The organism is Flavobacterium sp. ST-158, from assembly GCF_058309975.1.
The window spans coordinates 287,760-302,534 of record NZ_JBZEEN010000002.1; the positions used below are offsets into that span (position 1 = coordinate 287,760).

8 protein-coding genes are annotated in these 14,775 nt (G+C 34.5%); all 8 read left to right on the plus strand.

From position 1 onward, the window contains the following. The first annotated feature begins 50 nt into the window (after positions 1-50). The 8 genes from AC4FRF_RS05695 (at position 51) to AC4FRF_RS05730 (ending at position 14,770) form a co-directional block, all read left to right on the plus strand. Complete coding sequence (locus AC4FRF_RS05695) at positions 51-2,588, plus strand: glycoside hydrolase family 32 protein (protein ID WP_491158521.1); 2,538 nt, start codon at positions 51-53, stop codon at positions 2,586-2,588. Positions 2,589-3,122: 534 nt separating this feature from the next. Next, a complete protein-coding gene (locus AC4FRF_RS05700; RefSeq protein WP_491158522.1) occupies positions 3,123-4,442 on the plus strand; it encodes a sugar porter family MFS transporter in 1,320 nt (439 codons plus the stop codon). A gap of 50 nt (positions 4,443-4,492) precedes the next feature. After that, the gene (locus tag AC4FRF_RS05705; protein ID WP_491158523.1) at positions 4,493-6,040 is read left to right on the plus strand and encodes a glycoside hydrolase family 32 protein; all 1,548 of its coding nucleotides are present in this window, start codon (positions 4,493-4,495) and stop codon (positions 6,038-6,040) included. 73 nt (positions 6,041-6,113) lie between these two features. Further along, positions 6,114-9,209, plus strand: a complete 3,096-nt coding sequence (locus AC4FRF_RS05710; RefSeq protein ID WP_491158524.1) for a SusC/RagA family TonB-linked outer membrane protein — start codon at positions 6,114-6,116, stop codon at positions 9,207-9,209. A gap of 4 nt (positions 9,210-9,213) precedes the next feature. Further along, on the plus strand, positions 9,214-10,914 hold the full coding sequence (locus AC4FRF_RS05715; protein WP_491158525.1) for a RagB/SusD family nutrient uptake outer membrane protein: 1,701 nt from the start codon (positions 9,214-9,216) through the stop codon (positions 10,912-10,914). A gap of 46 nt (positions 10,915-10,960) precedes the next feature. Next, positions 10,961-12,700: an SGBP N-terminal domain-containing protein gene (locus AC4FRF_RS05720; RefSeq protein ID WP_491158526.1), complete on the plus strand. Its 1,740-nt coding sequence runs from the start codon at positions 10,961-10,963 to the stop codon at positions 12,698-12,700. A gap of 10 nt (positions 12,701-12,710) precedes the next feature. After that, positions 12,711-13,814: an SGBP N-terminal domain-containing protein gene (locus AC4FRF_RS05725; protein WP_491158527.1), complete on the plus strand. Its 1,104-nt coding sequence runs from the start codon at positions 12,711-12,713 to the stop codon at positions 13,812-13,814. 59 nt (positions 13,815-13,873) lie between these two features. Next, positions 13,874-14,770, plus strand: a complete 897-nt coding sequence (locus AC4FRF_RS05730) for a carbohydrate kinase family protein (protein ID WP_491158528.1) — start codon at positions 13,874-13,876, stop codon at positions 14,768-14,770. Positions 14,771-14,775 lie beyond the last annotated feature (5 nt).

Genomic DNA, 14,775 nt, shown 5'->3' on the forward strand with positions numbered 1-14,775 from the left:
ACTTAAATACGGCAATCTACTTCTTCGTTAATTTTATTAAAAAAATTAATATGAAAAAGTATATTTTAACCGTATTGATATCCATTTTTATTTTTGGATGTAAATCAAAAAGAGACACTACGACAGAGCCTCCTGTTACACCTCCTGCCAATACTACTAGCGAGATGTTATTATTTAAATTTAATGAGAGCTCAGGACAAACTATAGCGGAAAGTAAAACAAACGCCTCCTTCAGTATAAATGGGCCAACAGGTTCGGCGGAGCGAATAAACGGTTTAGAAGGAAAGGCTTTGCGGACTAATGGTTTCTATGGTTGGGCTTCAGGGAAAGTAAATGTAACATTCCCTACTAACAAGGTTTGTGTTAGCGGTTGGGTAGCGCCAGCGGCATTTCCTGTGCAAAGAAAAGATTTAGATGAATTATCAGAAAACACGAATGCTTCCATTTTTTCAAATATAAATCCTTTGAACAATTCGGGACTAGCATTAGGAATTGATCAATGGGGAAGAATTATTGGGCAATTTAAAGTAGGTACCGAGTTAATTCAGATTATTTCAGAACAACAAATTCCGCTAAAAAAATGGAGTTTTATTGCATTAAATATCAATACACTTGCTGGCTCAGCTTCACTTTATTTGAATGGAACTAAAATTAAAACAATGGCTGTTGCTTTTGGTAATCTCGCGTGGGATAAAAATGCCACTGTATTTTTAGGAAAAGGATCTAAAACAAAAACTGTTGCCGGTTTTGATACCAATGGACTGACTGGTGCAATTGATCAGGTCGCTTTATGGAATAAAGATTTAACGGATACTGAAATTGTGAATGAATATAAAAAAATGACCGTTTCAGATCCGGATTTACGAATTCCAATTGCCGAACGTTATGCTAATGATAATCACAGACCTAAATATCATTTGGTACCTTCAGCCGGATGGACCAATGAATCTCATGGACTAATGTATGTAGGAGGTAAATACCATATTTTTAGTCAGCGTAATTATAATGGACCCTACTTAGAGCATATCAACTGGGGTCATTATGTGAGTAGTGATTTAGTGTCCTGGGAGGAAAAAACACAAGTTTTATGGCCGCAACCAGGATTTGATGAAGTAGGTATTTGGTCAGGTCATGCAGTTGTAAAAAATGGAGCACCCTATATCTTTTATACAGGTGTTAATAAGGCAAAAGCAGCGATAGGTCTGGCTACTTCTACCACGCCTTATGACAACTGGACTAAGAACGGAATTCCAGTTGTTTCGGGAGTGCCGTCTAATATTGCCAATGCTGATTTTAGAGATCCTTTTGTTTTTCAAAATAATTCCGATTGGTATATGATGGTAGGTACTGGATTAAGAAACGGAACTGCCAGAGGTGGACTATTCTTGTATAAATCAGTTTCTGATGATTTCAAGCAATGGGTGCAACAAGGAACCATGTTAGAAGGAAATCCTACTGTAGATGGTACGGGAGATTTTTGGGAAATGCCTGTGTATTATAATTTTGGTTCGAAGTCAGTGTTACTGGTAAATAAATTACCAAGTGCTAATGCCTTGTATTGGACAGGAACTTTTGATGGTTCTAAATTCATTAAGGACAATGCAGTCCCTCAAAAATTAGATGTTATCAACCATTTATTGTCTCCTTCTATTTGTCCTGATGCAAGTGGGAAATTAACAGCTATTGGAATAATTCCTGACCATGTTTCATCTGAAAAAAACAAACAACAGGGCTGGGCACATGTTTTTAGTTTGCCACGAGTTTGGACCCTTGTAAATGGTAAAATTGTTCAGGTACCTCATCCTAATGTGTTAAATTTAAGAGGAACTTCTAAGAATTTTACCAATATTTCTTTTAATCAAAATAGTTCAAATGTTTTGAATGGAGCTAGTGGTACGCAATATGAAATTGTAGCCACAATGGATCCGGGAACAGCTACAAAAGTTGGTTTTTCATTGCTTTCTAATTTAAGTGTCAATGAGCAAACATTGGTTTATTATGACCTTACTAGTAAAAGTTTTGTTGTAGACAGAAGTAAATCTTCCAATCTGACTGATGTGCCAAAAACTATTCAAAGTTCCAATTATGAATTACCCGCTGGCGATATCAGATGGCGAATTTTTGTGGACGCATCTGTTATAGAGGTGTTTGTAAATGAGGAATTGGCTTTTGCAACTCGTGCATTTCCTTCTGAGGGAAGTAATCAAATAGATTTATATGCCCAAGGCGGAACGGCAGTAGCTAAAGATTTAAAAATATATAATATTCAGGGGGGCGGTACTGCTTCAGTTGCAAAATGGGATGCATCTAAGGATGCTATTTTACATCCGGTGGTATATCCAAATCCTTCTTCGAGTGATTTTAACTTTAAATTTAATACGGTTCAAGAAGGAATATTTGTTGCTGCTTATATCTTTGATATTAATGGCTTTCCAGTAAAAAAAATAAATAAAATACTTAGCCAAGAAAATGATATTGTAAAATGGGATGGCGTCATGGATAATGGAGTTAAAGCCAAGGAAGGAGTTTATTTAATGAAAGGTTTTTTAGGGAATGAACTTTTTGAAGCAAAAATTATCATCAATTAAAATTTTTATTCTTTAGTATTAAAGAAAGTTTTTAAAGTGAATTAGTATTTAGTAATAGTTAGGTGTTTAGAGAAGGCAGATTATACGAGCTATAGTCTGCTTTTTTTTTATGGAGTTGATTTGATAGTTGATGATATAAGTTAACTATGTATTCAGAACCCAAAATAAGTCCAAATCAATGACAAAAATGGTTAAAAATGAGGTTATGATGCTGTTTTTGGGCTTTATTTCTAACAGTTTCAGAAACACTTTATGACTAAATATGGAAAAAATTAAGGATTAAAAAATAATATCTGAAATTTATCTGAATATTAATTTTTAATAATGTTTTTATATTATCAGATAATGGTTCAAAAATTATAATTTTTGGTATCAATATTAGAATTTTGATTTTTAGATTTATTTTTTTATTGGCTTTAAGCCTTGTAAATAAAGGGATTGTGCCTTAGGATACAATAACGAAGGAATATGCAACAAATCAAAAATGCTTACTTGTAATTGATTCGGATATTTGGATTATTAAAATATCTGAATATGAACAAGAAAATATTTAAGTGGTCTATTATTGCATCCTTTGCAGGATTTTTATTTGGTTTTGATACAGTAGTGATATCAGGTGCCGATAAAACATTACAGGAGTTATGGCATTCGAGCGATTTTTTTCATGGGTCCGTTGTAATGGCAATGGCATTGTGGGGTACTGTTATAGGTGCTATTTTTGGTGGAATCCCGACTAATCAATTGGGAAGGAAGAAAACCTTATTATTAATAGGTATTCTATTTTCAATTTCGGCAGCCGGAACGGCCTTGTCCAATGATCCATTTGTGTTTGCCTTTTTTAGGTTTGTAGGTGGTTTAGGTATTGGTGTTTCTACTATTGCTGCTCCGGCCTATATATCTGAAATTTCTCCTGCCAAGGATAGAGGAACATTAGTGGGATTATATCAGTTTAATATTGTACTGGGAATTCTTTGTGCTTTCTTATCAAATTATTTATTAAGCGATGTGGGAGTGAATGCCTGGCGATGGATGCTGGGAGTACAGATATTTCCATCTCTATTGTATTCGATAATGGCATTTACAATTCCTGAAAGTCCAAGATGGTTGTTTACTAAAAACAGGGCAGAGGAGGCTCGACTTATTTTTGATAAAATTGGTTCGAAGGAAGATGTTCAATCCATCATGGACGAATTACAAAAGAATAGTGTCAATACGGCTTCGCATGAGAATATTTTTATCAAAAAATATCGCTTTCAATTGATTTTGGTATTCTTAATTGCCGCTTTTAATCAATTATCAGGGATTAACGCATTTTTATATTACGCCCCAAGAATTTTTGAAGAAGCAGGTTTAGGAGCCAAAACGGCTTTAATGAGTAGTATTGGTATTGGCTTTGTCAATTTAATTTTTACGCTAATAGGAGTTTATCTTATCGATAGACTGGGAAGAAAAAAACTAATGCTCTTTGGTTCTATTGGGTATATTTTTTCCTTATCGATGGTAGCGGCTTCATTCTACTTTGGATGGACAGGTATGGCAGTTCCAATTTTTCTTTTTGCTTTTATTGCAGCTCATGCAATTGGACAAGGGGCTGTAATTTGGGTATTTATTTCTGAAATTTTCCCAAATCATTTGAGAGCTTCAGGTCAATCCTTCGGAAGTTCTGTACACTGGGTATTAGCAGCAATTATTCCTTCAATGATACCAATCTTGTTTACCAATTTTGGTGTAGGGAACGTGTTTTTGTTTTTTGCTATAATGATGGTATTCCAATTACTCTTTGTTCTTTTTATGATGCCCGAAACAAAAGGGATTTCTTTAGAAGAAGTTAGTGAGGGATTAATTAATAAATAATTTTTTGTGAGATGGGAGTAAATGAAAATTTAAGAAAAATCTGTTGCCTTATGCTATTAACGACAATGCTTGGTTGTAAAACTACTCAAGTTAAAAAAGACGTCACAATTTCAAATGAAGAATTGTACCGACCAAATTTCCATTTTACTCCTAAAAGTGGATGGATGAACGATCCCAACGGAATGTTTTTTTACAAAGGTTTATATCATTTGTTTTTTCAATATTATCCTGATGATACTGTTTGGGGACCTATGCATTGGGGACATGCAACCAGTCAAGATATGATCTCTTGGAAAGAAGAAAAAATTGGACTTTATCCGGATGAAAACGGCTATATATTTTCAGGAAGTGCCGTTGTTGATAGCAAAAACACCTCCGGATTGGGAAGTTTAGAAAATCCACCTATTGTGGCAATGTATACCAATCATGATGCAAAAAGTGAAAAGGAAGGAAATATTGATTATCAAACACAGTCAATTGCCTATTCACTTGATGAAGGAATGACTTGGACAAAGTATGATAAAAATCCAGTTATTAAAAACCCTAACCTAAAACATTTCAGAGATCCAAAGATGATTTGGGATGAAATTCATAATCAATGGATTGTTGTAATAGCTGCTGATATTGAAACTAAAATTTACAGATCCGCCAATTTGATTGATTGGGAATTAGCATCTGCCTTTGGAAAAGACTTAGGTGTTCACGGTGCACCATGGGAATGTCCTGATTTTTTTCCAATAAAAGTAGAAGGTACTAATGAATCAAAATGGGTTTTGTTACAAAGTATTAATCCAGGTGGCCCAAATGGGGGATCAGCGACCCAATATTTTGTAGGGGATTTTGATGGTAAAACTTTTACAGTGGATAGTAGCTTTTACAATGATTTAAAACAATACGAGGCATTTTGGATAGATTTTGGCAAAGATAATTATGCTGGTGTAACCTGGTCCAATATTCCAGATAGTGATGGGAGAAAATTATTTATCGGGTGGATGAGTAATTGGCAATATGCCCAAGCTGTTCCTACGAAAGCATGGAGAAGCGCCATGACAATAGCCAGAGAGTTAAAACTAATTCACAATGATGGTCATTATCGAATGGTTTCTATACCAGTGAAAGAATTGGATAAATATGTTTCAAAAACCATCAAGAAAAAGACAATTATTGTAAATAATAAGCGGTTGATTGCTGATAAATCAGATGCAGATATGGCTAAACTCGATATTAGTTTTACCATAAACAATATGAAAGCAGATGGTAAGTATGATTTTGTTCTTTCCAATAGCCAAAATAATACCCTTCAGTTTGGAATTAATAAAAAGGAGAAGGTCTTCTATATTGACAGAAAAAAGGTAAGCCAGAAGGTGTTTTCTGATGAGTTTGCCAGTAAAATTTCTACTGCACCCATAACAACTGATTTCTCTTCCATTCAAGTGAGATTAATCATTGATAAAACTTCCATTGAGATTTTCTATGATAATGGAACAACAGTAATGACTGAAATATTTTTTCCGGATTTTCCAATGGAATCGCTTTCGGTTGTTAAAACAAATTCAATTTTTGAACTAAACAACGTAATCATAAACCAATTTAAGTAATGAATAAAAACAAGCAAACTAAAAACAACTAAAAAGCGAATCAAATTAACTAAAAACCAAAACAATTAAAAGTATGAAAATCAAGTATTTTAAAACCAAGAAAAACATAATCACATTGTGTTTATTTTTCTTTGGGCTTCTTGTTTCAGCGCAACAATCCCAAATAAGCGGGACGGTGTTAGCTGATGATGGCCAACCTTTACCGGGCGCTACAGTTCTGATAAAGGAAACGTCCCAAAGTGTGGTGACTGACTTTGATGGTAAGTTTCAAATAAAAGCTAGTACAGGACAAACAATGGTAGTCTCTTTTATTGGATTTACAGATGGAAAAATTGTTGTTTCCTCTAAAAAAAGCTATATAATCACTTTAAAATCTACGGCAAACGATCTAAACGAAGTGGTGGTTACAGGATATTCTAAAGAGAAAAAGAAAGATATTACCGGTGCCGTTTCTATTGTTGCTGTGGGCGATTTAGATAAAGTAGCCTCACCCAATGTAATTAGTAAATTACAATCCAGAGTACCTGGTTTGACTTTTACTTCCTCAGGGGTACCTGGAGGTAATGATACACAAATATCGATTAGGGGACTGACTTCCGTATTTGGTGGAACCGGACCATTATGGGTTATTGATGGAGTTCAAACTAGTACACCTGCAGGATTAAACCCTAATGATATTGAAAGTATTCAAGTATTGAAAGACGCTGCTTCAGCGGGTATTTATGGTACTGAGGCTGCCAAAGGGGTGATTATCGTAACTACTAAACAAGCCAAAGCCGGTGTACAAAAAATTACTTTGGATAGCCGTTTTACTGTCAATAAAATAAGAGATAATTTCAATGTGTTAAGTGGTCAGGAATGGTTGGATGTTCGTTATAGAGCTCAGGGAAATGTGCCGGTAGCAGCAGGTAACTTTGCTTATTCACCAGGAAATTCGCTTCCTGAATTTTTAGATGCTAATCAAAATTTAAGATTATCTAATACCAATTGGGTTGATGTAATTTCGAGAAATTCTATTTCTACAACTACTGATTTTGGGTATTCGTTTGCTAATAATAAATGGAAAATATTTACTGGTTTAGGATATGCCAAAGATGATGGTGTAATTAGATACACTTATTATGAAAGAGCTAATTTCAGATTAAATTCAAGTGTTAAATTGTTTAAAGACAAATTGACTATTGGTGAAAACTTAACGGTTGTAAATTTTCAGGAAGTGAAAGGGAATTCGATGGAAGATGCATTATTGCAAAATCCTTTAATTCCTGTTTACGGTGAAGATGGAACCTGGGGTGGACCTACTGGTAGCGGTTTACAGGATAAATGGAATCCGTTGGCTATTTTGTATATTAATAAAGATAATGTACAAAAAACATGGAGATCTTTTGGTAATGTGTATGCGGATTTGAATATAGTGAATGGTTTAACTTTTAGTTCAAAATTAAACTTCGATATCAACAGATACAAGTATGATGAACATACAGCGGCTTTCAATCAAAACGGAAGTATTTTAGGAAACAGAGTACTGTTAGGCGGAGAAGAATTTGCCCGATATGCCAGAAACAGAAATAATTCGGATACATTTATATTGACAAATTTAGTGAACTACACGGCTAAGTTTGGAGAGCATTCTTTGAATGCCTTTGCAGGGCATGAGGTGTACAAAAAAGACCAGAACAATAATTATAATCGTCTTCAGGTTCCTTATGGTACTAAAGTGGATTTTGAAAATTATAAGCAATACGACATTATTGCCGACTCTAGTATTCTGGATGCCTATGGTATAGGTCCTGATAGCAGAAGAGAATCCATGTTTGCAAAAGTGAATTACGATTTTGCAAGTAAATATTATGTATCAGCCAGTGTTCGTCGAGATGGCTCTTCACGTTTTGGTAAAAATAATCGTTATGCTGTTTTTCCTACTGCTTCTGCTGGTTGGACATTAAGCAATGAAAAGTTCTTAGAAAATTCTTCTATCATTGATAATTTGAAATTAAGAGCTTCCTGGGGAGGAAATGGTAATGCTGATATCCTTGAATATGCCCAATATTCTATTTTTAATAATGCACTTGAAAATAGTAATTATGATTTGAATGGTGGAGGTAGCGGACCTATTAGTACTGGTGTTTCTGCAAATCAGGTTGGTAATCCGAATCTAAAATGGGAGCAATCTTATCAAACAAACCTAGGTTTGGATTTAGATCTTTTTAATAAGCGACTCAATTTTGTAGTTGACGTCTATGAAAAGAAAACTTCTGATTTGTTATTGCAAATAGTACAGCCTAGTGTTTTAGGTGAAGCCGGAAAAACTTTATTCTTCAATGCCGGTGATATGACGAACCGCGGAATTGATATGGTGTTAGGCTACAATTCAAAATCTCAAAATGATTTTAAATACGGTGCTACAGTAACATTTTCCAGATATAAAAACAAAATCACAAGATTAAATAATTCGGATAATTTTATTTTAAATGGTATTTCATACACAGGAATTGGTCATCCTATCGGTTCTTATTATGGCTATGTTGCTGATGGAATTTTTAGAACTCCGGAAGAAGTGGCGGTACATGCTGAGCAAACAGGAAAGGCGCTTGGTAACATCAGATATAGAGATTTAAATGGTGATGGGGTAATCAATCAGGATGACAGAACTATTATTGGAAATCCACATCCAGATTTTACTTATGGGATAAATTTATCAGCCAGTTACAAACAATGGGATTTGAATTTATTCTTTGATGGTGTTCAAGGAAATGATATGTACAATGCCCAGAGAGAGATGTTAGATTTTGCCTACTTCGGATTTAATCATGGTAAGAATACTCTTGATGCGTGGTCACCGGAGAATGCTAATTCAAATATTCCAGCATTAAGTACGACAGATACCAATGATCAAAAAAGGGCATCTACTTATTTCATTGAAGACGGTTCTTTTTTCCGATTGAAGAATATCAATCTAGCTTATAATTTCAATCAAACAAAAATAAAATCGATTGGATTATCCTCTGCGAAAGTTTATTTACAGGCAGAAAATATTTTTACAATTACCCCATTCTCTGGATTTGATTATGAAGTGCCTGGATTGAGCAGAACAGGTATTGGTATTGCCGGTATGGGAGTTTATCCGCATACTAAAACATTCAGTTTTGGATTTAACTTACAATTTTAAGAAGATGAAAAAAATAAAAATTTATATAGCAATTGTCGGGCTTTCACTTGGTGTAGGCTCCTGTCAGACAGATTTTTTAGATGTAGCTCCGGAAAATGTTATTTCCGAGAATAATCTAGACCTAGAACAATTAGTTGTAAGTGCTTATAGTACTTTAGATTACCGATTTAATACAGGGGAATTTAGAGATAACTGGCCATTTGACCATGCTCCTTCAAACTGGTGTTTTTCTGATATTAGAAGCGGAGATTCTTATAAAGGAGGAGGAGGTGTAGGGGATAATCCTGGAGGAGGAATGCACGGCCTTGAAATCCAGCAGGTATTTTCTTCTTCCGAAAATGTGTATAACCTTTGGAGAGCACTTTATTTTTCAATAAACAGAGTAAATAGTGCTATTATAGCATTAAAAAACAATTCTGATTTTGAAAATAAAGACCTAAGAATTGCCGAAATGAAAGTGTTGCGAGCTCACTTTTATTTTGAGTTAATGAAAAATTTCGGCTCATTTGCTTATATCGATGAAAATACGCCAATCGATAAAGTTACTAGTGTCGAAAATTCGTTTGATACTGCATTTTTGTGGGGAAAAATTGAGAAAGATTTAACAGATGCAATTCCGGTATTACCACCTACACAAACGGAGTTAGGTCGTGTAAATAAATTGGTTGCTTATGCTTTTTTAGCAAAAGCCAATTTGTTTCAAAAAAAATGGGATCAGGTCATTATAAATGCTGACAAGGTTATCGAAGGGCCTTATAGTTTAGTGAGTGATTTAGAAAAATTATATTCCTCTCCAGGCTATGGTAATCCGGAAAATGTATTTGCAATTCAATATTCTGTTAATGACGGATCAGAATTTGGAAATTTAAATTTTGGAGATTTAATTAATTCTCCTGATTCTCCATCAGATGACCCTAATCATCCTTACTTAAACGGAGACGATTTTGATAAACCAACTCAAAATATCGTAAATGCGTTCAAAGTGGATAATGTGGGTTTACCATTATTAGATTCATATAATAATTCAGATTTAGCTCCTACAGATGTAACAACTGCAGTAGATCCTAGACTAGATCATTCTATAGGTCGCCCTGGAATCACTTGGAAAAAATGGCAAGGGATGCCACAACAAACCAATTGGAGCAGAGACCCAGCTACCTATGGCTTATATCTAAGAAAGAAAAACCAGATAGATCCTTACTCTGATTTGAGAGCTTCCGGAGGTTTCCCTTGGGCAAAAGGAGCTTTAGATTGGCCAATAATAAAAATAAGTGATGTAATGCTATGGAAAGCCGAAGCTTCAATTGAATTGAATGATATTGAAACAGGAATGACGATTATCAATCAAATTCGAAACAGAGCTAAGAATGCACCATATGTATATGATTTTAATAATCATGCCAATAATGCGGCAAATTATTCCATTGGTTTATATCCTACCACAGGAGTATCTAAAGCCTATGCTACTAAAGCTTTGCGAATGGAAAGAAGATTAGAGCTTCATAATGAGGGACATCATTTTTATGATTTAGTACGATGGGGTATCGCGTCAATCTGGATAAATGATTATATGCTTAAGGAAAGTGCTAAACGCAAATATTATAGTGGAGCGTCGTTTACAGAAGGCAGAGATGAATACCTGCCAATTCCACAAATCGAGATAGATGCCTCTGGTGGTGTGTATAAACAAAGAACAGGCTATTAAAAACCACATTAATAAATTATTTGTTATTAAACTAAAAGAAAATAATATGAAAAATATATCCAAAATGATTAAAATGATTCCTTTATTGTTTTTGGGAATTGCATGTGTCTTGTTTACAACTGTTAGTTGTGAAGACAATATTAAATTCAATGATAATATTCCTGATTATACCTATTCCATAATCAGAGATTTTAAAGTTAACGGTCAATCTGCCAATATAAGTCATACCAATGCAGTTATTACTTTTACGCTGCCAGCAGGAACAGATTTAACTGCAGTGCCTGTTGAAATGAGTTTGCCTGATGGTGCAACTGTGGAACCTGCATCTGGAAGTGTAGTTGATTTTTCTGGAGGGCCGGTGATATTTACAATTACAAATAATGGTATTTCCAGAGAATATACAGCAAATGTGGCTGCTTATGGAGATCCAAAAATGTTGTCTTTCTCCATTGGAACAAATGTAGGTGTTATCGATGAAGACAAAGGAACTATTGATGTGACTGTAGGTAGTACTGAAGATATTAAAAAATTAGTACCTAGTTACATTATTCCAAAAGGAACGACATCTACACCTCAATCAGGTATAGCTCAGGATTTTACCAATCCGGTTAAATACACAATTGTTTCTAATGATGGATTTACAGGGAAAAGTTATTATGTGAAAGTAAAACAATTACCAGCTCCATTTGTTACAAGTTTTAAAACAGGAACAGATATTTGCAGTGTTACCGGAATTGTAGATAATGATGCATCAACTATTATTATGGATTTCCCTTCCGGATCAAATTTATCAACGATAACACCGATTATTACAGTTACAGAGGGATCGACAATTTCTCCTAATACAGCTGTGGTTCAAAACTTCGCTAACGGCCCAATAAATTATACGGTTACAAACGTTGAGGGATTAACTAAAACTTATGCAGTTACGGCTAGAATTATCAACTCAACAAAAAAGATTGCCTTTATTAGTGGTGCCAGTTGTGTTGAAAGTATCAGTGAACCAGATACTAAGGCAGCGGCATTATGGTTGAAACAAAATTATGCCGAAGACTTTGTATATATACAAGCTAGTAATTTGACTGCGCAATCTTTGGCTAGTACTAAAGTCGTGTTATTGTATTGGGATAATGTAGGAACTCAAAATATGCCAGACACTCAATCAGGAATAACTTCAGATCAGATTAACATCATCAATGATTACTATAAAGCTGGAGGAGGATTAATTGTAGAAGGTTTCGGAATCAACCTTTTGGATGAAATTGGTCGAATCAAAATTGGAAGTACTGTTTTTGCCAATAATGGAGGAAATACAGGAGTTGTAGGTGGACAAAATCTGGATGCCTGGGGATTAAGAGGTTCTTATTCAACTTCTTCACCAAGTGCTTCTGCCAACCATCCTTTATTAGTCGGTTTAACTAAAGGGACGACTGATTATTATCCAATGAACAATGCTAAATATAAAGAAGATAGAAATTTTGGAATTGATTTTGGACCTTATGATAGTGCATTTACAAAATCGCAATGTTCAGAAGACAGAGCTTTAGAATTTGAAGCTGCTACAAACAGTGTTTTGATAAGATGGTATGAGTGGTTAGATGCCAGAGGATGTGGAATCGGTTTAGCTGAGTTCAAGCCACAAGGAGTGTACCAAGGAACCATGATTGTTAATACAGGAGGTTGGTTAGAATGGAGTATGGCCGATAACAATGGAGCAGTGAATGATTTCCAAAGTAATATTTATCGTTTACATAAAAATGCAATTGAATATTTATTAAGTAAATAATAGACTAATTATGAAAAAAATATTTATAAAATCATTAATGATTGTAACCCTGTTTCTAGGGTTGCAATCATGTGATGAACGAGAAAATTATACAGATGGACCTAAGGTGTTAGATATTGTTTCTGCAGTGCAACTTAATGGTAAAGATGCAGAAGTAAATCATCTAAAGGGAAGTATTACAGTAAGTTTAGCTGGTGATACCGATTTAAGTAATGTGGCATTTGATGCTGTTTTTCCAAATGGAGTGACCGTTATGCCTGAAACAGGTACAACTCTGGATTTGTCAAGTCCTGTAGATTTAGCTGTTAGTAATGGAGTTACTACAAGACATTATTTGATTTCAGCTAAATTACTTCCTTCTAAAATTGCATTTTTAGGGGATGGAGCAACTCTTAATGATATTTCAGATGATGATGTTAAAGAGGCTGGACTCTGGGCACAACAAGTTTATGGTGATAAATTTATATATCTCCCATACAATCAGTTGACTGAAGGATCATTGGATGGTGTTAATGTATTGTTTTATATGTATGATAACGTAGGTTCTACTGCGCAACCTGCCGCTCTTTTGGAACATCTTAATGTGATTTCTAAATTCTTTGTTCAGGGAGGTAAAATTGTTGCTGGTGGCCATGGTACTGGTCTTGTTGAAGAATTAGGTAGAGATACTTCAGGTCTTCGAAATATTTTGGGCTCAGGTACAGGAGGAGCAAATCCGGATACCTGGGGTGTAGGTTTTGCAAATTCAGAATTAGGGAATATTATCTCTCAAGGTTGTCAATTTTATGCAAATAGAATGGTTTATGTTATTAATTCAGGTTATAAAGAAGACCATAATGGACTTTGGAATTTAGGTTCTTTGGATGATCCAAAATTTGTAAGTTTTACAAACCTTTATGATGCTGAGGTAATTGGAGCATGGGATTGGGCCGTTGACGGACAAGGATTTGGAGGAATTGTATATTGGAAACCTAGTGGTAGATTTATGGGACATATTATCGCTTTAGGAATTGGTGGAATGGAATGGCACATGAATGATAATAGAGTAAATCCGTATGCAAATAATGTAAGAACGATTTACAAAAATTCAATTGATTATTTAGGCTCTAAATAGTAGTTTGGTTAACTAGTGGTTTTATTGGGCAGGGTTTACCTGCCCTTTAATTTAAAATTATGGAAAAAAGATATAAATTAAGTGTAGTTTGTTTTGGGGAAATTTTGTGGGATGTTTTTCCAACACATAAAAAAATTGGAGGGGCTCCTTTAAATGTTGCTTTAAGGATGAGATCTTTAGGGGTTAATTCGTCTATTATCAGTAAAATTGGGAATGACGAAAACGGTAAAGAAATAGTTCAATATATTCATAATCATAATATTAGTTCTGAATTAATTCAGGAAGATTCAGAGTATAAAACAGGTGTTGTTCACGTAATGATTAATGAAAAAGGGAATGCTTCTTATGATATCCATTATCCATCGGCCTGGGATAAAATCGCGATTAATGAAAAAATGTTACAGCAGGTTAGTGAAGCTGATGCTTTCGTTTATGGAAGTTTAATTTGCAGAGATGAAATTTCAAGAGCAAGTTTGTTTGCTCTTTTAGATAAGGCAAAATATAAAATTTTAGATGCAAATTTAAGAGCGCCATATTACACAACTGATGTGTTAATTGAATTAATGAATAAAGCCGATTTTATTAAGTTAAATGATGAAGAGTTATTTGAAATAAGTAAAAAAATGGATTCTCCTTATAATTCTTTTGAACAGAATATTAAGTTCATAGCCGAAAAAACCAATACAGATCAAATTTGTGTAACTAAAGGGGCTTTTGGAGCGGTTCTCTTTTGCAATGGGAAATTTTATTATAATAGTGGTTATTTTGTAAATGTTGTGGATACTGTAGGAGCAGGAGATTCTTTTTTGGCAACATTAATTATCCGTTTACTCAGAGGGAAATCTCCTCAAAAATCGTTGAATTATGCCTGCGCAATTGGTGCTTTAGTAGCGGCCAGCGAAGGAGCAAATCCTAAAATATCTGAAAAAGAGATTAAGAAATTCATGATGATTTAATGTTT

Excerpts from the sequence above, each read along its gene's own strand:
- AC4FRF_RS05730 (WP_491158528.1), top strand. The coding sequence starts at position 13,874 with ATGGAAAAAAGATATAAATTAAGTGTAGTTTGTTTTGGGGAAATTTTG.
- AC4FRF_RS05705 (WP_491158523.1), top strand. The coding sequence starts at position 4,493 with ATGCTATTAACGACAATGCTTGGTTGTAAAACTACTCAAGTTAAAAAA.
- AC4FRF_RS05715 (WP_491158525.1), top strand. The coding sequence starts at position 9,214 with ATGAAAAAAATAAAAATTTATATAGCAATTGTCGGGCTTTCACTTGGT.
- AC4FRF_RS05720 (WP_491158526.1), top strand. The coding sequence starts at position 10,961 with ATGAAAAATATATCCAAAATGATTAAAATGATTCCTTTATTGTTTTTG.
- AC4FRF_RS05700 (WP_491158522.1), top strand. The coding sequence starts at position 3,123 with ATGAACAAGAAAATATTTAAGTGGTCTATTATTGCATCCTTTGCAGGA.
- AC4FRF_RS05725 (WP_491158527.1), top strand. The coding sequence starts at position 12,711 with ATGAAAAAAATATTTATAAAATCATTAATGATTGTAACCCTGTTTCTA.
- AC4FRF_RS05695 (WP_491158521.1), top strand. The coding sequence starts at position 51 with ATGAAAAAGTATATTTTAACCGTATTGATATCCATTTTTATTTTTGGA.
- AC4FRF_RS05710 (WP_491158524.1), top strand. The coding sequence starts at position 6,114 with ATGAAAATCAAGTATTTTAAAACCAAGAAAAACATAATCACATTGTGT.